General features: G+C 64.3%; 23 protein-coding genes. 12 read left to right on the forward strand and 11 right to left on the reverse strand.

Annotation, left to right across the window (positions count from 1 at the left end; all coding sequences use genetic code 11):
- Window positions 1-25: 25 nt before the first annotated feature.
- From LY284_RS30675 to LY284_RS30715, 9 genes are all read right to left on the reverse strand, one after another.
- Window positions 26-1,765, reverse strand: coding sequence for a methanol/ethanol family PQQ-dependent dehydrogenase (locus LY284_RS30675; RefSeq protein WP_233389939.1), 1,740 nt, complete (start codon window positions 1,763-1,765; stop codon window positions 26-28).
- Between the two features lie 240 nt (window positions 1,766-2,005).
- Window positions 2,006-2,287, reverse strand: a complete 282-nt coding sequence (gene pqqD, locus LY284_RS30680) for a pyrroloquinoline quinone biosynthesis peptide chaperone PqqD (RefSeq protein WP_233389942.1) — start codon at window positions 2,285-2,287, stop codon at window positions 2,006-2,008.
- Between the two features lie 69 nt (window positions 2,288-2,356).
- Window positions 2,357-2,431 (reverse strand): pyrroloquinoline quinone precursor peptide PqqA, encoded by a 75-nt coding sequence (gene pqqA, locus LY284_RS30685; RefSeq protein WP_008347847.1) that lies wholly within the window; start codon window positions 2,429-2,431, stop codon window positions 2,357-2,359.
- A 205-nt stretch (window positions 2,432-2,636) separates the two neighbouring features.
- Window positions 2,637-4,580 carry a sigma-54-dependent Fis family transcriptional regulator gene (locus tag LY284_RS30690; RefSeq protein ID WP_233389944.1) on the reverse strand — a complete coding sequence of 648 codons (1,944 nt, stop codon included), beginning with the start codon at window positions 4,578-4,580 and terminating at the stop codon, window positions 2,637-2,639.
- A gap of 174 nt (window positions 4,581-4,754) precedes the next feature.
- Window positions 4,755-5,399, reverse strand: a complete 645-nt coding sequence (locus LY284_RS30695) for a LysE family translocator (protein WP_233389946.1) — start codon at window positions 5,397-5,399, stop codon at window positions 4,755-4,757.
- 78 nt (window positions 5,400-5,477) lie between these two features.
- Complete coding sequence (locus LY284_RS30700) at window positions 5,478-7,058, reverse strand: sensor domain-containing diguanylate cyclase (protein ID WP_233389949.1); 1,581 nt, start codon at window positions 7,056-7,058, stop codon at window positions 5,478-5,480.
- A gap of 141 nt (window positions 7,059-7,199) precedes the next feature.
- Entirely contained in the window at window positions 7,200-8,021 is an 822-nt protein-coding gene (locus LY284_RS30705) for a hypothetical protein (RefSeq protein WP_233389951.1), read from the reverse strand.
- A gap of 108 nt (window positions 8,022-8,129) precedes the next feature.
- Window positions 8,130-9,449, reverse strand: a complete 1,320-nt coding sequence (locus LY284_RS30710) for an MFS transporter (RefSeq protein WP_255724896.1) — start codon at window positions 9,447-9,449, stop codon at window positions 8,130-8,132.
- A gap of 128 nt (window positions 9,450-9,577) precedes the next feature.
- Window positions 9,578-10,663: a tartrate dehydrogenase gene (locus LY284_RS30715; protein WP_077161024.1), complete on the reverse strand. Its 1,086-nt coding sequence runs from the start codon at window positions 10,661-10,663 to the stop codon at window positions 9,578-9,580.
- A 244-nt stretch (window positions 10,664-10,907) separates the two neighbouring features.
- Here LY284_RS30715 and LY284_RS30720 point away from each other — a divergent pair, with 244 nt between their 5' ends.
- From LY284_RS30720 to LY284_RS30775, 12 genes are all read left to right on the forward strand, one after another.
- Entirely contained in the window at window positions 10,908-12,116 is a 1,209-nt protein-coding gene (locus LY284_RS30720; protein WP_375294318.1) for an efflux RND transporter periplasmic adaptor subunit, read from the forward strand.
- Between the two features lies 1 nt (window position 12,117).
- Entirely contained in the window at window positions 12,118-12,810 is a 693-nt protein-coding gene (locus LY284_RS30725; protein WP_233389954.1) for an ABC transporter ATP-binding protein, read from the forward strand.
- Window positions 12,811-12,816: 6 nt separating this feature from the next.
- The gene (locus LY284_RS30730) at window positions 12,817-13,971 is read left to right on the forward strand and encodes an FtsX-like permease family protein (RefSeq protein ID WP_233389957.1); all 1,155 of its coding nucleotides are present in this window, start codon (window positions 12,817-12,819) and stop codon (window positions 13,969-13,971) included.
- A gap of 9 nt (window positions 13,972-13,980) precedes the next feature.
- Window positions 13,981-15,147 (forward strand): ABC transporter permease, encoded by a 1,167-nt coding sequence (locus LY284_RS30735; RefSeq protein WP_233389959.1) that lies wholly within the window; start codon window positions 13,981-13,983, stop codon window positions 15,145-15,147.
- 113 nt (window positions 15,148-15,260) lie between these two features.
- Entirely contained in the window at window positions 15,261-15,653 is a 393-nt protein-coding gene (locus LY284_RS30740) for a tautomerase family protein (RefSeq protein ID WP_233389961.1), read from the forward strand.
- 28 nt (window positions 15,654-15,681) lie between these two features.
- On the forward strand, window positions 15,682-16,053 hold the full coding sequence (locus tag LY284_RS30745; protein ID WP_014252528.1) for a GFA family protein: 372 nt from the start codon (window positions 15,682-15,684) through the stop codon (window positions 16,051-16,053).
- A 152-nt stretch (window positions 16,054-16,205) separates the two neighbouring features.
- The gene (locus tag LY284_RS30750; RefSeq protein ID WP_233389963.1) at window positions 16,206-17,669 is read left to right on the forward strand and encodes an alkaline phosphatase family protein; all 1,464 of its coding nucleotides are present in this window, start codon (window positions 16,206-16,208) and stop codon (window positions 17,667-17,669) included.
- Between the two features lie 165 nt (window positions 17,670-17,834).
- Window positions 17,835-18,920 carry a linear amide C-N hydrolase gene (locus LY284_RS30755; RefSeq protein WP_041733432.1) on the forward strand — a complete coding sequence of 362 codons (1,086 nt, stop codon included), beginning with the start codon at window positions 17,835-17,837 and terminating at the stop codon, window positions 18,918-18,920.
- Window positions 18,921-18,996: 76 nt separating this feature from the next.
- Window positions 18,997-19,692 carry a DUF3348 domain-containing protein gene (locus tag LY284_RS30760; protein WP_233389964.1) on the forward strand — a complete coding sequence of 232 codons (696 nt, stop codon included), beginning with the start codon at window positions 18,997-18,999 and terminating at the stop codon, window positions 19,690-19,692.
- 10 nt (window positions 19,693-19,702) lie between these two features.
- Window positions 19,703-21,916, forward strand: coding sequence for a DUF802 domain-containing protein (locus tag LY284_RS30765; RefSeq protein WP_233389966.1), 2,214 nt, complete (start codon window positions 19,703-19,705; stop codon window positions 21,914-21,916).
- A complete protein-coding gene (locus tag LY284_RS30770) occupies window positions 21,913-22,560 on the forward strand; it encodes an OmpA family protein (protein WP_077161016.1) in 648 nt (215 codons plus the stop codon). Before LY284_RS30765 ends, LY284_RS30770 begins: the two co-directional genes overlap by 4 nt.
- On the forward strand, window positions 22,553-23,128 hold the full coding sequence (locus LY284_RS30775) for a DUF2894 domain-containing protein (RefSeq protein WP_233389968.1): 576 nt from the start codon (window positions 22,553-22,555) through the stop codon (window positions 23,126-23,128). Before LY284_RS30770 ends, LY284_RS30775 begins: the two co-directional genes overlap by 8 nt.
- A gap of 52 nt (window positions 23,129-23,180) precedes the next feature.
- Here LY284_RS30775 and LY284_RS30780 read toward each other — a convergent pair whose 3' ends face one another.
- Both LY284_RS30780 and LY284_RS30785 read right to left on the reverse strand, forming a co-directional pair.
- Window positions 23,181-24,164 carry a transketolase family protein gene (locus tag LY284_RS30780; protein ID WP_233389970.1) on the reverse strand — a complete coding sequence of 328 codons (984 nt, stop codon included), beginning with the start codon at window positions 24,162-24,164 and terminating at the stop codon, window positions 23,181-23,183.
- Between the two features lie 2 nt (window positions 24,165-24,166).
- Window positions 24,167-25,003 carry a transketolase gene (locus LY284_RS30785; protein WP_233389972.1) on the reverse strand — a complete coding sequence of 279 codons (837 nt, stop codon included), beginning with the start codon at window positions 25,001-25,003 and terminating at the stop codon, window positions 24,167-24,169.
- Between the last annotated feature and the right edge of the window lie 10 nt (window positions 25,004-25,013).

The raw sequence follows: 25,013 nt of genomic DNA on the forward strand, positions 1-25,013 counted from the left end.
CGCGCTCGCGGTTCGATCGAATGGGTCAGGCGCGATTGAGCGCGAACACATAGAGCGTGCCGCCGCGCGGCACCTTGTCCGCGGCCTTCGCCATGGGTCCGCCCCAGATCGGGTTGGCGCCGCCGTAGCCCGCGAGAATCGCGACATATTCCTTGCCGTCGATCTCGTAGACCGAAGGCTGCGCGATGATGCCGCTCGCGAGCTTCGGGCTTTGCCACAAGACCTTGCCGGTCTTTTCATCGAACGCGTAGAGATGGCCGTCGAGCGAGCCGCTGAAGGCGAGGCCGCCCGCCGTCGTCGCGACGCCGCCGTTCCAGGGCAGTTTGGTCCAGTGGCTCCAGACCTTCTTGCCCGTATCGACATCGATCGCCTGCAGTTCGCCATAGCCCTTGCTATTGGGCTCGGGCTTGATCTCGAAGCCTTCGCCGAGATAGGGCAGGCCTTCCATGTACGTCACCGATTTGCCCGACAGCGACATGCACGCATGCAAGGCCGGCACGATCGCGAGATGCGTCTCCGGATCGTACGAAACCGACCACCAGTTCTTGCCGCCGAGGAAGCTCGGGCATGTCTCGATGGTGGTGCCCGTCTTCGGATACTTGGCGGGGTCCTGAATCGGCTTGCCATCGTCGGTATAGCCCGTGACGGATGTCGCCGTGACGAAGGGGCGCGCGTAGATCAGCTTGCCGTTGCTGCGATCGATCGCATGAAAGAAGCCGTTGCGGTCCGCATGAATGATCGCGTCGTAATCCTTGCCCTGATACTTGATGTTCGCGAGAACCGGCGTATTGACGCCGTCATAGTCCCACGTGTCGTGCGTCGTGTATTGATAGTGCCACTTGAGGTCGCCCGTTTTCGGATCGAGCGCGAGCAGCGAGTCGGAATAGAGATTGTCGCCGGGCCGCAGATCGGCGAGCCACGGCCCTGGATTGCCGACGCCCCAGTAGAGCGTCCTGCTCTTGGCGTCGTAGGTGCCGGTAAGCCATGCGGGCGCGCCGCCATGCTCCTGCATGCCATCGGGCCAGGTGTTGCCGCCGGGTTCCTTTGCGCCGGGCACGGTATAGCGTTTCCACAGCACCTTGCCGTCATTGGGATCGAGTGCCGCGATGAAACCGCGCGCGCCATACTCGCCGCCCGAACTGCCGACGACGAGCGCGCCGTCGAGCGCGAGCGGCGCAAGCGAGAACGCATAGCCCACGCCCGGATCGAACATCGCTTTCTTCCATACGAGCGCGCCTGTTTGCGCATCCAGCGCGGCCACTTCACCGTTCAGCATGGCGACATAGACGTTCTTGCCGTATAAGGCGACACCGCGATTGATCACGTCGCAACAGGCGGTCTTGAACGATCGCGCATCGAGATTCGGCTCGTATTTCCAGAGCTGCTTGCCCGTTGCGGCATCGAATGCGTAGACGTTGTCCTTGGGTGTGGTCACGAAGAGATAGCGTCCGTTGACGATAGGCGTCGCTTCGAAGCCTTGCTGAAGTTCCTTCGGAAACTTGTAGCTCCAGACCTGCTTCAAGCCCTTCACGTTGCTCGTGTCGATCTGCTTGAGCGGCGAATGCGCGTGACCGTTATACGTGCGGTAGTACGTGAGCCAGCCCGGATCGTCTTGCGCGCTCGTGAGGCGTTCATAGCTGACATCCGGATACTGCGCCGGCGTGCCGCCCGCCGCGATGGCCTGATGCTGCGCCACGCCGAACGCCGCGACGGCGCCTGCTGCGAGTGCCGCGATGCGCATGGCCGGACTGAAGCGAGTCTTCATCGTTGTCTCCTGGGTATTGTCGGTATGACGTCATTCGAATATCGATAGCGATGCGAAACAGTTGCGGCCTCATCGAGGCAAGTCATGTGCCATTGACGCTTCACGCTCGGGCGCGCCTTGCTGCATGCGGATCTCACGCGCGAAGCGACGCATGCGCGCGGCCTGTGGCGCACAGGCGTGTGTGTTGCATCGTGGAGCAATGGAACGTTGGGCGTGTTGCCCGATGTGACAGCGACGGGATCAGTCGAGCCAGCCGAGACGCCGCGCTTCGTCGATGAAGCGATACACATCGGCGGCAAGACCCGACATGCAAAAGCGCGCTTCGATTTCGCCGATGATGCCGTCGAGTTCGCGCGTGCCGTCACAGCGCGCGAGTATTTCGCCCGCGCTGCGGTTGAGCTCGACGCTGCCGCGCGGATGCACGATCTCGCACGAGCGCATGTCCGCGTGCCAGTGCAGCTTCAATGGCGCGCGCAAACGCGGGCGCGAGGGTGCGCCCGCATGCGGGGTCGTGGCGTTCATGGGCGAGAGGGAAGGAAAGGGCGCAAGCCCGGACGCCGCGAAGCATCCGGGCTTGCCTTCATCAATGCATCATCGTGTGGCGATATACATCGTGATCTCGAAGCCGAAGCGCAGATCGGTGAAGGCGGGCGTCGTCCATTGCATGTTCATCTCCTTTGATGATCGAGCGAGATCGCGAACCGTTTCGCAATCGGACGTCGAAAATGCAAACTCCATGCCTTCCATGAAGGTGCCGCGCGTGCACACGCTAATCGCTTTCAGTTCCTTTTCGATGGTGTCGAGCCGATATAACGGCACTGTGTCTCTTCGGAACGAGGGTGTATCGAAGTGGAACACCGCATGGAACAACTCATTGCTCCATTGCTGAACAGGCCGGCATCTTTCGATAGATCGTGTTGCGGGAAATCCCCAATGCGCGCGCGGCGGCGGAGACATTGCCGCGATGACGCGCGAGCGCGGCCGCGATCACCGATGCCGTGACCTCCTCCAGACGTCCCGATCCGGGCGCCGATGAAGCGCATGCTTCGGACACGATGTGCGCGCTGATGCGAGGCTCGTCGAAGAAATCTTCGGGAAGATGTTCGCGGCGAATGCAGCCGTCGCCGTCCACCATTGCGGCGGCGGTGCGCAGCAGATTGCACAGTTGCCGGAAGTTGCCGGGCCACGCATAGCGCTCGAAAAGCGCCATCACTTCGTCGTCGATGGACAGGCGCATGCCGCACGCTTCGTCGGCGCTCACGGCGTGCAGCATCTTCGTGATGACGGCCGCGAGATCGGTGCGCTCGCGCAACGGCGGCAGCTTCACGACGAGTCCGTTCAGCCGGTAATACAGGTCTTCGCGAAAGCGGTTCTGCTCGATCATGTCGCGCAAGTTGCGATGCGTCGCGCAAATGATGGCGACATCGACCGGTATCGATTTGCTCGAACCGAGCGGATCGACGACGCGTTCCTGCAGGACGCGCAGGAGGCGCACTTGCAGCGGATAGGGCATGTCGCCGATTTCGTCGAGAAAGAGCGTGCCGCCGTTCGCCTGCAACAGCTTGCCGGCCGCGCCCTTGCGCCGTGCGCCCGTGAACGCGCCTTCCTCGTAACCGAAGAGCTCGGACTCGATCAGGTTCTCGGGAATCGATGCGCAATTCACGGCCACGAACGGCCCCGCGCGGCGCGGCGAATCGCTATGGATCGCCTGCGCGAGCAGTTCCTTGCCCGTGCCCGTTTCGCCGGTGATGAGCACTGTGATGTCCTTGCCGATGACCTTGCGCACCTTGCCGATGACGGCGGCCACTTTCGGATCGCCCGTGTCGAGCGACGCGAGCCGCGACGATGCATCGACCGGAGCCGAGGCGCGCGGCGCGGGCCGGACCGTTGCCGGAGCGGAGTTCATCTCGGCGATCGGCGTGCGATTGAGGCGCACCCGCGCACATACGACGGTTCCGTTGTTCAGGTCGAGCGTGATATGCGGCGCGCGGCTCGCGTGCGAACGGTCGATCAGTTGCGCGCTCGTCAGCCCGAACAGCGACGAGAGCGTATGCGCGCGCAGCGCGGAGAGCGGCAGGCCGAACTGAAACTGCGCGCTGCGATTGGCCGAAAGAAAGCGCCCGTCGCAGGTGAAGGCCATGATGCCTTCCATCAGCGTGCCGAGAAATTCGGCGCGGCCATGAAACGCAATCTGCAGCATGCCCTGAAACGTGCTGGAAAACAGGTGGTTTTCGATCATCTGCACGGACATGCGCGCGAGCGCCATCGTGTGGCGATGGTAGCTGCGATGATCGCCCGTTACGTCGAGCACGCCGATGAGGTCGCCGTAGGGATCGAGGATCGGCACGCTCGAACACGTGAGGAAGCGGTTCGCGGCGAGATAGTGCTGGTCGCCATGCACGACGGTCGCGGAACGTTCCGCGATCGCCGTGCCGATCGCGTTGGTGCCTTGGCGCTCCTCGGCCCAGTTTGCGCCGGCCCGCAGCGCGACCTTTTCAGCGCGCGCGAGGAAGTCGTCGTCGCCCGTCGAATGCAGGATGAGTCCTTGCGCGTCGGTCAGCACGATCATGCTTTGCGTGTTGACGATCTGTTCGCGCAGCGTTTCCATCACCGGCGTCGCGTGCGCGCACAGCACGCGATTCTGTTCGAGCTTGAGCAGGAGTTCGCCTTCGGTCAGCACATCGTAGTCGGGCCGCGTCGTGGCGTTCAGACCGAACGTCTCCGAGCGTTCATGCGCCTTGCGGATCGACGGAATGAGCCAGGCATTGTGCCGGTCGTCGTGGGAAGCCGTGATCTCGCGGATATCGTCTTGCATCGTCTCCTCCTTGTGCAAGTGCCGGTCGTATCGCCGGATGCTGCGCGGACAAAAGCAAGTCCTGCGCCAAGGAGGAGGCGTGCGCGCAGTGCGTCAGCGAAACGAAAGGAAGGCCGCGTCGCTGGTTCTTTGCATGCGAGATACCAAATGGCGTTATGCCTTTTGCATGCCGGATCACAAACCGGTTTTGCCCGCCGTGAGCACGAGGCGCAGGCCGAGCGCGGCGATCACGCTTGCGGCGATCCGGTCGATCCACTTCTTCGCGCGCAGATACATCTCGCGCGGGCGCTCGCTGGAGAACCCCAGCGCGACGATGGTGTACCAGCCGGTCTCGATGGCGAAGACCATCGGCGGCAAGACGACGTAGCACCACAGCGGCGGATGGTGCGGCAAGAGCGCGGCGAAAATGCTGCCGTACCAGATGGCGGTCTTCGGATTGCTCAGTTGCGTCGTGAGACCGAGCCAGAACGATTTGCGCGCGCTGCGCGCGGGCACGGGAGCGTCGTCGCGGGCCGGCATGGACATCGGCTGCGCGGCGCCGCGCCAGATCTTCGACGCGATATAGATCAGATACAGGCCGCCGGCAACCTTCAGCCCGATGTAAAGCCATTCGACCGCGACGAGCAGGGTATAGAGCCCCGCGAGCGCGACGCCGCCGAAGACGATGCCGCCCACACCCATGCCGAGCGCGGTCGCGAGACCATCGGCGCGCGAGATGCCGATGGCGTTGCGCGCCACGATCACGAAGCTCGGACCGGGGATCATCGCGCCCAGCAGCAGCGAGAAAAGAATGGCGAGCACGGCGTTGGATGCGGTCATCGGCTTGTCTCCGTCGAACCTGTTTTGTATGTGGCATGCAAAAGGTGCGATTGCATGCAGAATGCATGATGCCGCGCGCTACGCGCCGCCGCTTGCGACGCTGTTTTCGTGAATCGCGCGATTGCGCCCGGCGCGTTTGGCGAGATAGAGCGCGGTGTCGGCGCTGTCGAGCAGCTTGAGCGCATTGTCGCTCAGACGCGGCGAGGCGGTGGCGCAGCCGATGCTGATGGTCAGTACGCCCCTGGGTGCGGCGCTGTTCGCAATGGCGAGCCCTTCCACGCTGCCGCGCAGGCGTTCCGCGAACGTGACCGCGCCGGTCGCGGCGGTGCCCGGCAGCACGACCACGAATTCCTCGCCTCCGTAGCGCGCCACGATATCGCCAGGACGCTTCGTCGAAGACTGCAGGCAATCGGCTACCGCGGTGAGCGCATCGTCGCCCATCGCGTGACCGTACGTGTCGTTATAGAGCTTGAAGTAATCGACATCGACGAATAGCGCGGAGAGCGGCTGATCGGCGCGGCGCGCACGCCGCCATTCCTCGTCGAGCCTGCGATCGAGCGCGCGCCGATTGCACAGGCCGGTGAGCGCATCGGTGCCCGCGAGCCGCTGCAGCTTTTCCTGCGCGATCCCGCGCGAACGCAGCGAGATCGCAAGCAGCCACGAGATGATGATGAAGCCGCCGCCGAACATCAGCGTCAGGCCGCCTATCAGGAGGCTGCGCTGACGCCATGCCGCGAGCACGTCGTTTTCCGCGGGCGCGACCGCCGCGATCAGATGCGTGCCCGGCACGCGCTGGAAGGTATAGAGCCGCCGCACGCCGTCGATCGGCGAGCGGGAGATGTACGAACCCGAGGTTGCGTCCCTCATCGCGGCGAAGCTCGGCGACTTCGCGACATATCCCGCTTCGTCGCGCCGCAACGCGGGCTTGCGCGCGATCATCACACCGTCCTGCTGCACGATGAACACCGAGCCGCGAGCACCGACGCTCACGCGTGAAAGCAGGCTATCGAAGTAATCGACGTTCAGTGCGATGACAGCGACGCCCGCGAACGCGCCGTCCGGCCCGTCGATGCGCCGGCTCACCGCCAGCGAGGTGGTGCCATCGCGCAGCCGCGACGCGTAGGGACCGGAAATGAACAGGCCCGCGCCCGGGTGTTCGGCGTGAACCTTGAAGTAATCGCGATCGCTGAAGACGAGGTCGGCGTGCTGCGAAGCATCGCGTTCGAGAATGATCCGTCCTTCGCGATTCATCACGAACGCGCCGCCGACGTAGTTCATGCCGGTCGCGCCATCGAACAGGACGAGCTTGCGAAGGTCGGGCGGGAGCGCCATCACGGCGGGATTCTCCACGCCGCTTACGATGGTGCGCAACGACAGGTCGCTCGCTTCGATATTGCGTGCAATGTCGGCGCTCAGCGTGGCGACCAGATTGGCCGATGCCTGATGCGCGTTTTGCAGGGCTTGCGCGCGTCCTTGCCAAAGCGCGGCGAATGACAGCGTGGCCATGGAAATGGCGATTGCCGTGCCGATGAGTCCGGCGAGCACCGGAAACCGCGAGAAGGACTCGGCGAACCGCATCGCAGCGGTGCTGTTGCGTCGCAACAGCCGCCGACTGACCACGCGTCCGGTCTTGCGAACGGCATTCAATCTGGCGGGCATTCAGGTTCTCCGCGGCGCCATTTGTCTAGGATTGTAGTCCGTCGCGTTGCGTCGATTTAGCACGCCCGTCCGCGAATCGGCGAGCGGCGTCGGCCCGCCGCGCCCGAAGTAGACGGAGTTGTCTACCCGCATCGGCGCTCGTCATTTGACGAGGTGCAGCCGCTTCGTGATGATGGAGCCGTCCTTGCGGTCGATGAGCCACGCGGCATCGACGTTGCCATTGAGCGTCGAAACCCGGCGCGTGATGTCGGTCGGCTCTTCGTCGGTGGGCGCGCTGTGCTCGATGTCATCCATCAGATAGGGCGGCGCGAGCGTGCAGATCAGCACGATGGCGAAGTCGCCAGTGCCACGCTCGCGGTCAAAAGTGGGCAGCGTCATGCGGCCGCGCACCGTCGTCTTGATGCCGCTTTGCGGCTGCAACTGAATGACATCGAAGGTCTGGACGAATCCCTTCTCCTTCGCCTCGGGCGCGACGACGAGCTTGCGGCCGCTTTGTCCCTGCACCGTCTGCTTGAGCAGGATGGCGTCCGGATGGTCCGGCGCGGCCAGCGACACGTTCACCGTGAGCACCTTCTTCTTCGACAGATAGCGCACGCCGTATGAAACCGGAATGACGAACGCGAAGGTGCGCTCCGCTTGCGCGCGGGCCTGGCTCGCGCCCGCGGCGCCGGATGCGCCTTGCGGCGTCTTGCGGAACGGATGCGACAGAAACGCCCGCACGCGGCTCGTGATCGACGACGGCTGTCCGGGCGACGGATGACCCGCGAGCGCGTCGCGGACATGCTCGGGATCGTCGCCCATGAAGTTCGGCGCAAGCGAAACGGCTGAAAGGATGCTCGGCACCGATGCGCCGCTCGTTGCATCGCCCGCGGATGCCGTGGCGGCCAGAGCGGACACGCTGCCGCATGACAAGGCAAAGGCCACGCACAGTACCGCGCCATGCCCACGTTTCAATAAGAACACTGCCACTCCTCGCGCGTCGAGCGGGGTCACGATGAAGCGGCTATCTTAAAACGAAGCGGGCAAATTGGCATATTGCATGCGTGATGATGAATTCAATCTCGATGGCCATTACGTCTTTGCCGTCACCGCATGCGCCTCCTCGTTCCTGGTCTTGCGGCTCAAGAGAAGCGTGATGACCGCGGACATCGCGAGCGTCGCGCCGACCACATACAGGCCTGCCGCATAGCTGCCGGTGCTGTTCTTGAGCCAGCCGATTGCGAACGGGCCCACGAAGCCGCCGAGGTTGCCGATCGAGTTGATCATCGCGATGCCCGCCGCCGCGCCCGCGCCCGAGAGAAACATGCTCGGCATCGCCCAGAGCGGCGCCTTCGCCGCGCTGATGCCCACGTTCACCACCACGAGCGCGAGGATCACGAAGAGCGCCGTGCTCGCCTGACCCGCGAAGATGAAGCCGACGCAAGCCAGCGCGCAGGGAATCACGACATGCCACGTGCGTTCCTGCGTGCGGTCCGAATGCTTCGCCCAGAGAATCATCGCGACGACGGCGACCACGCTCGGAATGCCGGTGATGAGACCCGTCTCCAGCGCGCTGAAGCCGAACTGGCGAATGATGAGCGGCGCCCACAAGCCCAGCGTGTAGAGACCCGCCGACGTGCCGAAGTAGATCAGTGCGAGGGCGAGCACGCGCGGATCGCGCAGCGCGTTCCATGCACCCGCTGTGTGGCCCGCGTGAGACTGCTTTGCATCGGCTTCGCTCTTCAGCTTCGCGATGAGCCATTCGCGTTCATCGCTGGCGAGCCAGTGCGCTTTTGAAGGCGTATCGGTGAGGAACTTGAGCACGACGAAGCCGAGCACGATCGCGGGCAGCGCCTCGATGACGTAGAGAATCTGCCAGTCGGCGAGACCGAACATCGGCGGCAGTTGCATGATCGCGCCGGAGAGCGGCGAGCCGATCGCGGTCGAGATCGGCGCGGCGGCCATGAACCACGCGGCCGCCACCGCACGTTGCTTCGCGGGAAACCACAGGCTGAGATACAGGATCACGCCGGGGAAGAAGCCCGCTTCGGCGACACCGAGGAGAAAGCGCAGCACGTAGAAGCTCGTCGGCCCCGTGACGAACGCGGACGCCACCGACACGATGCCCCACGTCACCATCACGCGCGCGATCCAGATGCGCGCGCCCACTTTGTGCAGGATCAGGTTCGACGGCACCTCGAACAGAAAATAGCCGATGAAGAACAACCCGCCGCCAAGCCCGAACGCGGTGGGCGAAAGCCCGATGGCCTTGTTCATCGTCATCGCGGCGAAGCCCACGTTGACGCGGTCGAGAAAGCTGATGAAGTAGAGCAGCATCACGAACGGAATGATGCGCCATGCGAGCTTGCGCGAGACGCGCGCTTCGACACTGGATTCGATGCTGGATTGCATGTGTCTCCTCCTTGGGAGGCAGAGCGTTGCGCTCTCGATTGAAAGGACGCGCAGGCGTCCCCGCCGCCCGCGACGTGCATGGCGTCGCGGGTCAGGCGCGTTTAACTCGGATGAAACTCGATCGGTCTTTAAGCCGCGGCGGCTTCCACGCGCTCGACGTAGGCGCACACGGCGGCCGTCACTTGCGCGGTCGTCGCCTTGCCGCCGAGATCGCCGGTATGCAGCGCGGGATCGGCAGTGACCGCTTCGACCGCGGCCATGACGCGCTTCGCGGCGTCGAACTCGCCGAGATGTTCGAGCAGCATCACGACCGACCAGAAGGTGCCGATCGGATTCGCGAGCCCTTTGCCCATGATGTCGAACGCGGAGCCGTGGATCGGCTCGAACATCGATGGATAGCGGCGCTCGGGATCGATGTTGCCCGTCGGCGCGATGCCGAGACTGCCCGCGAGCGCGGCGGCCAGATCGCTGAGGATATCGGCGTGCAGGTTCGTCGCGACGATGGTGTCGAGCGTGGCGGGGCGGTTGACCATGCGCGCGGTGGCGGCATCGACGAGTTCCTTGTCCCACTTCACGTCCGGAAATTCCTTCGAGATCGCCAGCGCGACTTCGTCCCACATGACCATCGCGTGACGCTGCGCGTTGCTCTTCGTGATGACCGTCAGCAGCTTGCGCGGACGCGACTGCGCGAGTTTGAATGCAAAACGCATAATGCGTTCGACACCGGCGCGCGTCATGATCGACACGTCGGTCGCGGCTTCGATCGGATGGCCCTGATGCACGCGCCCGCCGACGCCGGAGTATTCGCCTTCCGAGTTCTCGCGCACGATCACCCAGTTCAGGTCTTCCGGCTTGCAGCGCTTGAGCGGCGCGTCGATGCCCGGCAGGATGCGCGTCGGGCGCACGTTCGCGTACTGGTCGAGGCCCTGGCAGATCTTCAGGCGCAGTCCCCACAGCGTGATGTGATCGGGAACGTCCGGGTCGCCGGCCGAGCCGAAGAGAATCGCGTCCTTGTCGCGGATCGCATCGAGGCCATCGGCGGGCATCATCACGCCGTGCTGGCGGTAATAGTCCGCGCCCCAGTCGAAGTTCTCGAATTGGAATTCAAAATTTTGCGTGCTGCGTGCAATCGCTTCGAGGACTTGCTGGCCAGCGGGCACGACTTCCTTGCCGATGCCGTCGCCGGGAATGGTTGCGATGCGATACGTCTTCATGGGGGCGTCTCCGTGTTCGATGTTTGGGGTGTGCCGCGGTGTGATCCCACTGTACCCAACTGGCGGCGCTGTGACCGGCGCTGAACTCAAAGCATCTTTAACTTTGATTCAAAAGTGAGCGCTTCACGCCGGGTCATCGGCCGCTGCATTCGGACACATGATTCCGTTCAAACTCCGGCGCTATACTGACGATCCTTTCACCCCTACCCGAATCGCGGAACGTCCCGCGGCGCAAGCCCAAAAATTGGCTGAACACGATCTGGACAAACTCAAAATCGACCGGGGACCGTCCGCCGCCATGCCGAGGCGCCGGCGAAACTGGCTTCGCTACGCCGTCATCGTGGCGATCCTGCTCGCGCTCCTCGCCGTGGCGTTGCGCATGACCGGCCCGCAGGCGGTGGAAACGGCGACCGTCACGTCCGTCTATCCGTCGCAAAGCTATACGCTCCTGAACGCGACCGGCTACGTCGTGCCGCAGCGCAAGGCGGCGGTGGCGTCGAAAGGACAGGGGCGGGTCGAATGGCTCGGCGTGCTGGAAGGCTCGGTGGTGAAGGAAGGGCAGATCATCGCGCGGCTCGAGAGCGACGACGTCGCCGCCTCGCTCGCGCAGGCGCGAGCGCAGGTGAAGGTCGCGCGGGCGAATCTCGAACTGCAGCGCGCCGAGCTGAAGAACGCGGAAGTCGATCTCAAGCGGTTCAGAATCCTGGCTCCGCAGGGCGCGATCCCGGCGACGCAGTTCGACGCGGCGCTCGCCCGCTTCGACAAGGCCAAGGCTTCCATCAACAGCGACGAAGCCGCGATCGCCTCCGCGCAAGCCAACGCGCAGGCCGCGCAAGTGGCCGTCGATCAGACCGTGATCCGCGCGCCTTTCGACGGCGTCGTGCTCGTGAAGCACGCGAACGTGGGCGACAACATCACGCCGTTCTCGTCGGCATCGGACAGCAAGGGCGCGGTCGTCACGATCGCCGACATGAAAACGCTCGAAGTCGAAGCCGATGTCGCCGAGTCGAACATCTCGCGCATCGCCGTGGACCAGCCGTGCGAGATTCAGCTCGACGCGCTGCCCGACGCGCGCTTCGCGGGCCGCGTGTCGCGCATCGTGCCGACGGTCGATCGCTCGAAAGCCACCGTGCTCGTGAAAGTGCGCTTCGTCGATCGCGACGCGCGCGTGCTGCCCGACATGTCCGCGAAAGTCGCCTTCCTCTCGAAGCCCGTGCCGCCCGAGGAGAAAAAGGCGGTCGTGGCCGTGCAGCCTTCGGCGGTCGTCACGCGCGGCGGCAGGAAAGTGGTCTATGTCATCGATCACGACACCGCGCGCGAAACGCCCGTGACGACGGGCGAGCGCATCGGCGATCTGCTCGCGGTGCAGGGCGTGAAACCCGGCGACATTCTGGTGCTGTCGCCCGGCGACAAGATCAAGGACGGCGCCAGCGTCACCGTGGCGAAGAAATAGCGTGAGCACGCCGCCTCTCGTTCAGATCAGCCACGTGGCGAAGTCGTATCGGCGCGGGGTGCAGACGGTGCCGGTGCTGACCGACATCACGTTGTCCATCGCGCAAGGCGATTTTGTCGCGCTGATGGGCCCGTCCGGTTCCGGCAAGAGCACGCTGCTGAACCTGATCGCGGGCATCGACCGGCCCGACAGCGGCGAGTTGCGCGTCGGCGGGCTGGATATCACGCGCCTGCCCGAAGCGGCGCTCGCGGACTGGCGCGCGGCGCACGTCGGCTTCATCTTCCAGTTCTATAACCTGATGCCGGTGCTGTCCGCGTTCGAGAACGTCGAGCTGCCGCTGATGCTCACGCGCCTCACGCGCCACGAGCGCAAGGAACGTGTCGCGATGGTGCTCGACATGGTCAACATGGCCGATCGTATGAGCCACTTTCCGTCGGAGCTGTCGGGCGGGCAGCAGCAACGCGTCGCGATCGCGCGGGCGCTCATCACGGACCCGACGCTGATCGTCGCCGACGAACCCACGGGCGACCTCGACCGCAACTCCGCCGCCGATGTCCTCGCGATGCTGCAGCGCCTGAACGACAAGCTCGGCAAGACCATCATCATGGTTACGCACGACGCGCACGCGGCGGGCGCGGCGAAGGCGCTCGTGCATCTGGAGAAGGGCGAACTGATCGATGGAACGCCGCGCTAAGCCACTATGACCGTGCTCAAGCTGATCCTGCGCAACGCGCTGCGTCACAAGCTGCGCACCACCCTGACGGTGTTCGGTCTCACCGTCGCCGTGCTCGCCTACGGCCTGCTGCATACGGTCGTGGATGCGTGGTACGCGGGCGCGGCGGCGGCGTCGAACGCGCGGCTCGTCACGCGCAATGCGATCTCGCTCGTGTTTCCCTTGCCGCTCGCCTACGAAAACCGCATACGCGGCGTCGAGGGCGTGACGCTCGTCGCACGCTCGAACTGGTTCGGCGGCGTCTATCGCGATCCGAAAAACTTCTTCGCGCAGTTCGCCGTGTCGGACAACTATCTCGATCTGTATCCCGAGTTCATCGTTTCGGAAAAGGCGCGTTCCGATTATCAGCGCGACCGGAAAGGCTGCCTGATCGGGCGGCAACTCGCGGATCAGTACGGCTTCAAGGTCGGCGACGTCATTCCGCTCAAAGGCACGATCTACCCAGGCACGTGGGACTTCGTCGTGCGCGGCATCATGGAAGGTCGCGATGAATCGACCATCACGCGGCAACTGATTTTTCACTACGATTACCTGAACGAGACCATTCGCAAATCAACGAAACGCAATGTCGATCAGGTCGGCGTGTATGTGGTCGGCATCAAGGACCCGGACGAAGCGGCCACGGTCTCGCGCAATATCGACGGCGTCTTCAAGAACTCGCTTGCCGAAACGCTGACCGAGACGGAGCAGGCGTTTCAGCTCGGCTTCGTCGCGATGTCGAATCAGATTATCGCGGCGATACGCGTCGTCTCTTATGTCGTTATCCTGATCATCATGGCGGTGATGGCGAACGCGATGGCGATGAGCGCGCGCGAGCGCATCACCGAATACGCCACGCTGAAGGCGCTCGGCTTCGGCCCGGCGTTTCTGTGCGCGCTCGTGTTCGGCGAATCGCTCGCGATCTGCGCGATCGGCGGCGGCATCGGCATTCTCGCCACCCCGCCGATGGCCGAGGTTTTCAAGCGCGCGACGGGCGGCGTGTTCCCGGTCTTCATGGTGTCGCACGAGACGATGCTGCTGCAGGCCGCATGCGCGTTCGTGGTGGCGCTCGCGGCGGCGATCGTGCCGGCGGTGCAGGCGAGCCGCGTGCGCATCGTCGAAGGCCTGCGGGCGATCGGCTGAGGACGCGCGATGGCGATTCCCGTTTCCTACGTCGCACGCAACCTCTGGGCGCGCCGCCTCACGACGATGCTCACGGCGGGCGGGCTCGCGCTCGTCGTGTTCGTGTTCGCGACCGTGCTGATGCTCGATGCGGGTCTGAAGAAAACGCTCGTTTCGACGGGCGAGCGCGATAACGTCGTCGTGATCCGCAAGGGCGCGGAAACCGAGATTCAAAGCGCCATCGACCGCAATCAGGCCAATGTGATGGAGATGCATCCATCGGTCGCGATGAACGGCGACGGCGCGCCGCTCGCCTCGAAGGAAACCGTCGTGCTGATCTCGCTCACCAAGCTCGGCACGAACACGCCCGCGAACGTGGTGATACGCGGCGTCTCGCCCATGGGCGTGCAATTGCGTCCGCAAGTGCAACTCACGGCGGGTCGCATGTTCAGGAGCGGATCGTCGGAGATCATCGTCGGCAGCAGTATCGCGAAAGGGTTCGGCGGCACGCGCATCGGCGATCACCTGCGTTTCGCGCAGCGCGACTGGACCGTGGTGGGCCACTTCGACGCGGGCGGCAGCGGTTTCGATTCGGAGATCTGGGGCGATGTCGATCAGTTGATGCAATCGTTCCGGCGCACCAGTTATTCGTCGATGGTCGTGCGCCTTGCGCGCAGCGACGCGTTCGAGCGCTTTCGCGCCGATATCGACGTGGACCCGCGTCTCGTCGACGAGGCGAAGCGCGAACAGGTCTTTTACGGCGATCAGTCGAAGGCGCTGTCCTCGTTCATCAATATTCTCGGCATCACGCTCTCGACCATCTTCTCGATCGCGGCGATGATCGGCGCGATGATCACGATGTACGCGTCGGTGGCGAATCGCGTCGCGGAGATCGGGACCTTGCGGGCGCTCGGCTTCAAGCGCTTCGACGTGCTCGGGGCGTTTCTGCTCGAAGCGTTGCTGCTCGGCCTCGTCGGCGGCGTCGCGGGGCTTGGGTGCGCCGCGCTCATGCAGTTCGCGTCGTTTTCCACGACCAATTTTCAGACCTTCGCGGATCTCTCGTTCCGATTTATTCTGACGCCTTCGGTGATCGCACGGACGCTCGCCTTTTCGCTCGTCATGGGCCTGGTCGGCGGCTTTCTGCCGGCGCTGCGGGCTTCGCGGATGAATATCGTCGACGCCTTGCGCGCGCGTTGACGCCGCAACGGTTCGATTTTCTGGAATCGTTCGTGCCGAACTTTCAAATATTCGGAAGGGGCGGCGCGGCGTAAAGTGGCCTGACCTGAACTTCATTCTGGAAGGAACGCATCATGCCGCTCGTCAGAATCTCGCTCATCAAAGGCAAGCCGCGCGATCATATCCGCGCCATTTCCAACAGCGTTCACGAGGCGCTCGTCGAAGCGTTCAAAGTCCCCGCCGACGATCGTTTCCAGTTGATCGAACAGCGCGAGCGCGACGATTTCATCTACGATCCAACCTATCTCGGCGTGGAACGAAGCGACGATCTCGTGTTCATCCACATCACCGCGAGCGACTGGCGCGACCTCGCGACCAAGAAGGCGTTCTACAAGACGCTGGTCGCGAAGCTCGAGACATCGCCCGGCCTGCGACCCGACGACGTGATGATCGCACTGGCGCCGAATCGACGAGAAGACGGGTCGTTCGGCCGCGGCGTCGCGCAGTACGTGGAGGACGCGGGCTGAACACAATCAGGAGGGAGACAAAGCCACGATGAACCCGACGACCCTGAAAGGCGCGTGCCATTGCGGCACAGTCACGTTCGAAGCCGATACGCCGGCCGAACCCGCGAAGCGCTGCAATTGCAGCTTGTGCCGGCGGCGCGGCGCGGTGATGTCGCCGCCGTTCACGCGAGACAGGCTGCGCATTCTGTCGGGCGAGGACGCGCTCGTGCTCTATCAGTTCAACACCCGCGTGGCGAAACATTTCTTCTGCAAGCACTGTGGAATTTACACGTTCCACCAGACGCGCTCGAATCCGCAGGAGTGGCGCGTGAACCTCGGCTGTATCGAAGGCGTGAACGCTTATGCGCTCGCGTCGTCCGTCGCCGATGGCGCCAGCAGTTCGGTCGTGACGGATGAATAGCGCCGCCGCTGTGTGAGAAACAAACGGAATGCGGGGCCGGGAACGCGATGTGCTACGTCCCGGCACCCCCAAGCCGTTCGCCTTCGCGTTCCGAAGCGCAACCGTTGGCCGACGAACGGCGTTCGACAACAACACTCACACGGAGCGCCGGCATGGCCCGACATTCCTCGAACGAACCCGATGCGGTGCGCCGGCGTCTTCTCGCCGCGCTCGCCAGCACGGCCATGCTGTCCGCGTGCGGCGGCGGCAGCGACGACGACTCCGGCACCGTCACGCCGACGAGCCCCATCGGCAATATTCCGCCCGATCGCGCGAACCTGCCGCGCCCCGCGTTGCCCGCGCCGGCGACCTCGGGCATCGACCACATCGTGCTCGTGACGATGGAAAACCGCTCGTTCGATCACATGCTCGGCTGGGTGCGGGGCGCGGAAGGCGGACAGACGGGCCGGCAGTACACCGATGCCTTCGGCGAGACGCATCCGACCTTCGCGCTTTCGGCCAACGCCGCCTACGGCTTTCAGGGCTGTCAGTTCGCGGACCCCGATCATCAATACGACGCGGGCCGCGCGCATCTCGCGAATGGCGCGATGAACGGCTTTCTGCTGACACCCGACACGAACAAGACGCGCGGCGACCTCTTGCCTATCGGCTATTTCACGGGCAGCGATCTCGAGTTCTATCGGCAGGCGGTCGCGCAATACACCGTCTGCGACTACTACATGAGCGGGATTCTCGCGGACACGTTTCCGAACCGCATCTATCTGCATAGCGGCGAGACGGACCGCCTGAGCGACACGATCGATACCTCGTCGCTCTCGACGATCTGGGACCGGCTCGATGCGAAGAACATCTCGTCGAAGTACTACTTTCACGACGTGCCGTTCACCGCGCTTTACGGCACGCGTTATGTGGGCCGCTCGAAGCTCTTTTCCGATTTTCTTTCCGATGCGGCCGGCGGCAATCTGCCGTCCTTCTGCATGGTCGATCCGAGTTTTGGCGGCGAAGCGAACGGCACGTCCAACGACGATCATCCGCATGCCGACGTGCGCAACGGCCAGGCGCTGCTCGGGCAGATCTACGAAGCGCTGCGCACGAGTCCGAACTGGAGCACGACGCTCTTGATCGTGGTCTACGACGAATGGGGCGGCTTCTTCGAGCACGTCGCGCCGCCGGTCAAGTCGCTTTTGGCGGCGGAACAGAAGCTCGGCAACGACGGGCGTCTCGGCTTTCGTGTGCCCTGCATGCTGCTCGGCCCGCGCGTGCGGGCGAACAACGTGGCGCGCTATCCGTTCGATCCGAGCTCGATCCATCAACTGCTCGCATGGCGCTTCGGGCTCGATCCGCTGGGCGTGCGGGCAAGCGATCCGACCACGTTCAACATGGCCTATGCGCTCGATCTGAGCGATGCGCCGCGCGCCGATGCGCCCGCGCTCACGGTGCCGCCGGGGCCGTTCGGTCTCGAATGCTCGAACACGCCGTCGGTCGGAACGGGCCTCGACGCCATCGACAAATCGCGGACCGCGAAGGCTGCCGAAGGCGCGTCGCAAACGCCGACGCCGGGCGGGCGCTTCACCGATCTGCGCGCCAAGGCGACCGTGCTGGGCTTTCCTTCCTGACACGGCGCGCGCTCCCTCTCACATCGGCGATTGGAAATAAAGCCCTGCATTAGACGCGCCGCGCGCCTTTACAAAGCCGCGGCATTGCCCTATTGATGAGGGGGCCTTCGTGTCCGGAGACACGAAAACACGAAGGCGTCGCGACACACGATGAGGAACCATGACATGACCCGCCTGGCTCGAAAGCTCGCATGCATCGTCGCCCTCGCACTGCTCTCGACGTCGCTCGCGCTCGCCTGCACGCGCGCGCTGTACGTCGGCGACAAGGGTCTCGTGATCACGGGCCGCACGATGGACTGGTCCGAAGACATGCGCTCGAATCTCTGGGTGATGCCCGCGGGGATCGATCGCGACGGCAACGCGGGCCCGCGCTCGATCAAGTGGAAATCGAAATACGGCAGTGTCGTGGTATCGGGCTATGAGATCGGCACGGTAGACGGCATGAACGAACGCGGGCTCGTCGCCAATGCGCTTTATCTCGCGGAGACCGACTACGGCAAGCCCGATCCCAAGCGCGATCCGATGTCGATCAGCCTGTGGGCGCAATACGCGCTCGATAACTTCGCGACCGTCGGGCAAGCGGTCTACGTGATGTCGCGCGAGCCGTTCCAGATCATCGCGCCGCCGCTGCCCAACGGCAAGCCGCTGACCATTCATCTTTCCTTGTCGGATGCGCGCGGCGATTCCGCGATCTTCGAATACATCAACGGCAAGCTGATCATCCATCAGGGCAAGAAGTACAAGGTCATGACGAACTCGCCCATCTACGACGAGCAACTCGCAATCGATACGTACTGGAAAAGCGTCGGCGGCCTGGGCTTTCTGCCGGGCACGAATCGCGCGGCGGACCGCTTCGTGCGCGCGTCCTTTCTGCTCGACGCGATTCCGAAGCAGGCCGATCCGAACTACATGGCGGGCGTGCCGCAGGGCTCGTATTCGTTTCAGGCCGTGGCGAGCGTGATGAGCGTGATGCGGTCGGTGAGCGTGCCGCTCGGCATCAGCACGCCGGAGCAGCCGAATCTTTCATCGACGATATGGCGCACCGTCTCGGATCAGCAGAACATGATCTATTACTTCGATTCGGCGACGCGGCCCGATACGTTCTGGGTGTCGCTCAAGAAGCTCAACCTGAATCCGGGCGCGCCGGTGATGAAGCTCACGATCGACGCGGGGCAGGTTTTTTCCGGCGAAACAGCGGGCAATTTCGTCGCCACGCCCGCGTTCGCGTTCATGCCCGCGAAGGCGCCTTGAAGGGCTATCGAAACGAAACGGGGCATCGACCTCGCCCGCGCAGGTAAAATAGCGAGCTTTTGCCCCCGGGGAACCTGTGCAAGGCTCGAAGCGCACGGCATTCAGCGGCCCGGCGCTCGTTCGCCTGCTGGCACATTTTGCCGATCTCGACGTACAAGAACCCGCTCAATCGCTGTCGGACCGTCTGAGCCAATGGCTCGGCTGGACCGATGCGATCGCGCTCTCGACCGCGCTCGCAACCGATCCGCCCGCCGTCTCCGGCGCGCGATCCGCCGCGCGCAACGTGGAAGACGAGTGCGCGCGCGTGCGGACATCGCTCGCCGGCGCGCTCGCGCGCGAGGATGCGGCGGCGCGCCGCAGGCATCGCGCCGCCGTGCAGCCGGCAGCGGATCAGCCTGAAGCCGATTTCGCGGACTTCCGTCAGCGCTATGTGTCCCTGCAGCAAGCCATGGACACCGATATCGGTGCGCTGCGCACGCGTCTCAGATCGATGCTCGCGTCGAGTTCGCCGGACATGGCGCGCCTCGCGGTCGTCGATGCCGTGATGGAACAGGCACTGAGCGCGCGCGAGCGTGCTCTGCTCGCGAACGTGCCCGCGCTGCTCGGCAAGCATTTCGAGCGCCTGAAGCACGCGCACGCTTCAGCGGAGACATCCGCGCCCGGCGCGTGGCTCGCCGTGTTCCGCAAGGATCTGCAAAGCGTCGTGCTCGCCGAACTGGATGTTCGTTTTCAACCGATCGAAGGCTTGCTCGCGGCTCTTCGCACCCGCTAACTGGCTCGCTATGCCCCGGAATCTATTGAACATCGCCGTCTTCTCGATTGGTCTCGCCGCGATCTGCGGCATCGGTATCGCTTATATCGGCTCGAATGCGCTCGCGTTCGCCGTCAGCGTCGTGATCGCCGCATGCTATCTCGCGGGCGCGGCCGAACTGCGCCGCTTTCAGCAGATCACCGGCACGCTGGAGCAGGCCATCGCGCAACTCGCGAGCGCGCCGCGCAGCCTCGCCGTGTGGCTCGATACGCTGCATCCGAGCCTGCGCAATGCGGTGCGCCTGCGAATCGAAGGCGAACGCGCGGCCTTGCCCGGTCCGGCGCTCGCGCCGTATCTCGTCGGCCTGCTGGTGTTGCTGGGCATGCTCGGCACGCTGCTCGGCATGGTCGCGACCTTGCGCGGCACGGGCACCGCGTTGCAGAGCGCATCGGACCTCACGGCGATCCGCGCATCGCTCGCCGCGCCGGTCACGGGTCTCGGCTTCGCGTTCGGCACGTCGATCGCGGGCGTTGCGGGCTCCGCGATGCTCGGCCTCTTGTCCACCTTGTGCCGGCGCGACCGTCTGTATGCGACGCAGCAACTCGACGCGAAAATCGCGGGCACGCTGCGGGTCTTCACGCAGGCGCATCAGCGCGAAGAGACGTTCAAAATGCTTCGGCTCCAGACGGAACTGATGCCCAAGCTCGTCGATCGCCTTCAGTCGATGACGCTCGCAATCGAGCAGCAAAGCCTTGCCGCGAACGAGCGGCAACTCGCGAATCAGGATGCGTTCCACGCGAAGACGGAGACGGCTTACCGGCGGCTCGCGACCTCGGTCGAGTTGTCCCTGAAGCAGAGCGTGGCGGACAGCGCACGCGCCGCCAGCGCCGCGCTCCAGCCCATCATGCAGACGACGATGGACGGCATCGCGCGCGAAGTCAGCGCATTGCACGGCAACGTCGAACAGGCGGTCACGCAACAACTCGAAGGGCTGTCGAGCGGATTCGAGGCGTCGTCGGCGAAGGTCGCGGAGATCTGGAACGCATCGGTCGCACAGCATGCGCAGTCGAACGCGGCGCTTGCCGGCGAGATGGGCGCATCGCTCGATCGCTTCGCGCAGGCCTTCGATCAGCGTGCGGCGAGTCTCGTCGATGGCGTGTCCGCGCAGATGGAACGCGTGTCGAGCGGGCTGGAGTCGTCGGTTGCGAAACACGGCCAATCGAACGATGCGCTCGTCGTGCGCATGGAGGCGTCGCTGGATCGCTTCGCGCAGACGTTCGATGCGCGTTCTTCCGGCCTGATCGATGGCGTGTCGACCCGTCTCGAAGCGGCGACGGGCAGCATGTCGCACGCCTGGACCGACGCGCTCGCCCAGCACGTGCGCGCAAGCGAGCAGGCGGCCGCGCAGAATCAAGGCGCACTGACGGCGGCGGTGGCGAGCTTCGAAGAACACGGGGCATCGCTCGTGCAATCGGTCGATCAGCGCAGCGAAGCGCGTCTCGATGCATGGAGCGGCACGCTCGACACGATGGCCGCGTCGCTGCGCGAGCAGTGGCAGGCAGCGAGCGCGGCGACGGCGGATCGTCAGAAAGAGATCTGCGACGCGCTCGCGCAAACCGCGCGCGACATGTCCGCGCAATCGCAGGCGCACGCGAGCGCGACCATGGCGGAGATCGGGCGTCTCGTGCAGGCTGCGTCGGAGGCGCCGAAAGCGGCGGCCGAAGTCGTCGCCGAAATGCGTCAGAAGCTCTCCGATTCGATGGTGCGCGATACCGCGATGCTCGAAGAACGCAGTCGTCTGCTGGCGACGGTCGAAACCCTGCTCGATGCCGTGAATCACGCATCGAACGAGCAGCGCGCCGCCATCGACGCACTGGTCGAATCTTCCTCGACCGTGCTGGAACGTGTCGGCACGCAGTTCACTGGCACGGTTGAATCCGAAGCCGGCAAGCTCAACGCGATGGCCGCGCAAGTGACGGCGAGCGCGGTCGAAACGGCGAGCCTGTCGGATGCGTTTGGCGCGGCGGTGCAGGCCTTCGGCGAATCGAACGACAAGCTTGTCGCGCATCTGGAGCGCATCGAAAGCGCGCTCGGCAAATCGCTCGCACGCAGCGATGAGCAACTCGCGTATTACGTCGCGCAGGCGAAGGAAGTCATCGATCTGAGCATGCTGTCGCAGAAGCAGATCGTCGAGGACTTGCAGCATCTCGCGGGTCAGCGCGTGGCCGGAGCGCGGGCGGCATGAACGAGGACATCGACGGCGGCACCGAATACGCCGCACCGATCTGGGCCGCATTCGCCGATCTGATGTCGGTGCTGCTGGGCGCGTTCGTGCTGATCCTCGTCGGTGTCATCGGCGTGCAGTTGCAGCTCGAGACCAAGCTCGACGAAGAAGTGAAGCATCGGCAGGAAGAAACGCAGCGCCGCCAGACGCTCGAACAGGCGCTTGCGGGACCGCTTGCATCGGGACGCGTGACGCTCGTGAACGGGCGCATCGGCATCAGCGGCAACGTGCTCTTCGCGCTCAATTCCGATCAGTTGCAGCCGCAGGGCCGCGACGTGCTGAAGAGCCTGGCCGGGCCGCTGTCCACGTATCTTCGCGCGCATGAAGAGATTCTCATGGTGAGCGGCTTCGCGGACGATCAGCAGGTCCACGAAAACAATCGCCGCTTCGCGGACAACTGGGAACTCTCCGCGAAACGCGCGTTGACGGTGACGCGCGCGCTGATCGATGCGGGCGTGCCGTCGCCTTCGGTGTTCGCGGCGGCCTTCGGCTCCGAGCAGCCCGTGAGTTCCAACGCGGACGAAGACGGGCGCGCGAAGAACCGGCGCGTCGAGATTTCGGCGGTGCCGCGGCCGACGAACGGCGTCGCGAAGGCTCATGAATAACGCGGCATCCGCGCGCGCGATGCTCGACGCGTGGCGCGCGAACGGCGACGATCGCGCGAATCCCGTGCGCTTTCATCTCATCGATGCCTTGGACCGGCGCGCGGCGGCGCATGAAGGCGAAGCGCGTCGCATGATCGACGAACGGATCGCGCAATTGCTCGATGCGTACCGGCGCGATGTCGATGCGATGAACGCGCCGATAGCGACCGACGATGTGCCGCGCAGTCCGCTTGCCGCACTCGTCGACGACATCGCGAAGCAATCGGCGATGAACCCGGCAGCGCATGCGGAATTGCTCGATTACTTTCGCGCGGTGTGGTCGAAGGTCAGCGCGGAGAAGCAGTGGCGCGATTCGTTCGCGCAGGTGCCGAAGAATGCGGGTCCGCTCAATTCGAGCAGTCTCGTGCATCGTTCGCTCTCGCTCATGCGCGAGCTATCGCCGGCGTATCTTCAGCAATTCCTCTCGTACATCGATGCGCTTTCATGGATGGAAGCGATGAACGGTCTCGTCACGACCGTATCGAAAGAGGCGTCGAACGCGAAGAAGGGCGGACGCAGAAAGAAATAAAACGCGCCGCGCGATGCGTGCCATCGCGCGGCGCAACGGCGCAGTGGCGTTATTACGCCAGCCAGCCTTTGATCGTGCTCGCCATCACGTTCGTCGAAATGCCATAGCGATCGTGCAAGGTGGGCAGGGCGCCCGCATCGAGGAACGCATCCGGCAATGCAATCTGACGATACGTTGGCGTGACGCCCGCCGTCAGCAGCGCGGTCGCGACGGCTTCGCCCAGCCCGCCGATCGTCGTATGATTTTCCGCCACCACGACGAGACGGCCCGAACGCTTCGCCTCGCGAATAATCGTCTCGGTATCGAGCGGCTTGATCGTCGGTGCGTGCAGCACGGCGACATCGACGTTGTCGGCCTGCAGCGCCTTGGCGGTTTCGAGCGCGCGCATCGTCAGGATTCCGGATGAAATGATGAGCACGTCGCGGCCGTCGCGCAGCAGCTTTGCCCGGCCGAGTTCGAACTGGTAGTCGTATTCATCGAGCACGGCGGGCACGTTGCCGCGCAACAGACGCGCATACACCGGGCCCTTATGCGCGGCAATCGCGGGCACCATCTGCTCGATATCGAGCGCATCACACGGATCGATCACCGTCATGTTCGGCATCGCGCGCATCAACGCGAGGTCTTCCGCAGCCTGATGGCTCGGGCCATAACCCGTCGTGAGACCCGGCAACGCCGCGACGATCTTCACATCGAGATTGTCTTCGGCGATCGTCTGATGGATGAAGTCATACGCGCGTCGCGTCGCGAACACCGCATAGGTCGTGACGAACGGTTGCGCGCCTTCATGCGCGAAGCCCGCGGCCGCGCCCATCAGCAATTGCTCGGCCATGCCCATCTGATAGTAACGCTCGGGAAATTCCTTCGCGAAGATATGCAGGTCCGTGTACTTGCCGAGATCGGCCGTCATGCCGATGACGTTGTGCTTCGTGCGCGCAAGCTCGACCAGCGCATGGCCGAACGGCGCGGAACGCGTGACCTGTCCTTCGCTTGCGATCGATGCGATCATCGCCGATGTCTTGAGGCGCGTGCTCATGCTTATCTCCCTGCTTCGAGTGCTTCGAGCGCCAGTTGCCATTCGTGGGCATCGACGCGGATGAAATGGTTTTTCTCGCGTTGTTCGAGGAAGGGCACGCCGCAGCCCATCTTCGTATCGCACACGATGATGCGCGGCTTCGCTTCCTTCAGATTGCGCGCGTTGTCGAAGGCCTGCTTCACGGCGTCGATATCGTTGCCGTTCACGCGCTGCGTGTACCAGCCGAACGCTTCGAGTTTCTCGACGAGCGGCTCGAACGCCATGATCTGCGTGGAAGGGCCGTCGGCTTGCTGATTGTTCACGTCGATCATCGCGACGAGGTTATCGAGCTTCCAGTGCGCCGCCGACATGAGGCCTTCCCAGATCGCGCCTTCGTCGAGCTCGCCATCGGAGAAGAGCGTGTAGACGAAGGACTTCGAACCCTTGCGCTTGAGGCCGAGGCAGCGCCCGACCGCGATCGTGAGACCTTGCCCCAGCGAGCCGCCGGACATTTCCATGCCGGGCGTGTAGCTCGCCATGCCGGACATCGGCAGGCGGCTGTCGTCGCTGCCGTAGGTTTCGAGTTCTTCCTGCGGCAGGATGCCGGCTTCGAAGAGCGCGGCGTACAGCGCAATGGCGTAGTGACCGTTCGAGAGCAGGAAGCGGTCGCGTTCTTCCCATTCGGGATCGTCGGGGCGGTAGTTCATCGCGCCGAAGTACGCGACGGCCAGCACGTCGGCGATATCGAGCGCCTGGCCGATATAACCCTGGCCTTGCACTTCGCCCATCAGAAGCGCGTTGCGGCGGATGCGGTAGGCGCGCTCGGCGAGCGTCACCTCCTCGATGACGGGAGTACTCATGTGTTGTCTC

The organism is Caballeronia sp. PC1, from assembly GCF_021353155.1.
Classification (GTDB): Bacteria; Pseudomonadota; Gammaproteobacteria; order Burkholderiales; family Burkholderiaceae; genus Caballeronia; species Caballeronia cordobensis.

Coding starts and splice junctions, on each gene's coding strand:
- LY284_RS30775 (WP_233389968.1), top strand. CDS start 22,553: ATGAATAACGCGGCATCCGCGCGCGCGATGCTCGACGCGTGGCGCGCG.
- LY284_RS30710 (WP_255724896.1), bottom strand. CDS start 9,449: ATGCAATCCAGCATCGAATCCAGTGTCGAAGCGCGCGTCTCGCGCAAG.
- LY284_RS30780 (WP_233389970.1), bottom strand. CDS start 24,164: ATGAGCACGCGCCTCAAGACATCGGCGATGATCGCATCGATCGCAAGC.
- LY284_RS30750 (WP_233389963.1), top strand. CDS start 16,206: ATGGCCCGACATTCCTCGAACGAACCCGATGCGGTGCGCCGGCGTCTT.
- LY284_RS30690 (WP_233389944.1), bottom strand. CDS start 4,580: ATGCAAGACGATATCCGCGAGATCACGGCTTCCCACGACGACCGGCAC.
- LY284_RS30695 (WP_233389946.1), bottom strand. CDS start 5,399: ATGACCGCATCCAACGCCGTGCTCGCCATTCTTTTCTCGCTGCTGCTG.
- LY284_RS30735 (WP_233389959.1), top strand. CDS start 13,981: ATGGCGATTCCCGTTTCCTACGTCGCACGCAACCTCTGGGCGCGCCGC.
- LY284_RS30740 (WP_233389961.1), top strand. CDS start 15,261: ATGCCGCTCGTCAGAATCTCGCTCATCAAAGGCAAGCCGCGCGATCAT.
- LY284_RS30785 (WP_233389972.1), bottom strand. CDS start 25,003: ATGAGTACTCCCGTCATCGAGGAGGTGACGCTCGCCGAGCGCGCCTAC.
- LY284_RS30745 (WP_014252528.1), top strand. CDS start 15,682: ATGAACCCGACGACCCTGAAAGGCGCGTGCCATTGCGGCACAGTCACG.
- LY284_RS30700 (WP_233389949.1), bottom strand. CDS start 7,058: ATGCCCGCCAGATTGAATGCCGTTCGCAAGACCGGACGCGTGGTCAGT.
- LY284_RS30675 (WP_233389939.1), bottom strand. CDS start 1,765: ATGAAGACTCGCTTCAGTCCGGCCATGCGCATCGCGGCACTCGCAGCA.
- LY284_RS30755 (WP_041733432.1), top strand. CDS start 17,835: ATGACCCGCCTGGCTCGAAAGCTCGCATGCATCGTCGCCCTCGCACTG.
- LY284_RS30730 (WP_233389957.1), top strand. CDS start 12,817: ATGACCGTGCTCAAGCTGATCCTGCGCAACGCGCTGCGTCACAAGCTG.
- LY284_RS30765 (WP_233389966.1), top strand. CDS start 19,703: ATGCCCCGGAATCTATTGAACATCGCCGTCTTCTCGATTGGTCTCGCC.
- LY284_RS30715 (WP_077161024.1), bottom strand. CDS start 10,663: ATGAAGACGTATCGCATCGCAACCATTCCCGGCGACGGCATCGGCAAG.
- LY284_RS30770 (WP_077161016.1), top strand. CDS start 21,913: ATGAACGAGGACATCGACGGCGGCACCGAATACGCCGCACCGATCTGG.
- pqqD (WP_233389942.1), bottom strand. CDS start 2,287: ATGAACGCCACGACCCCGCATGCGGGCGCACCCTCGCGCCCGCGTTTG.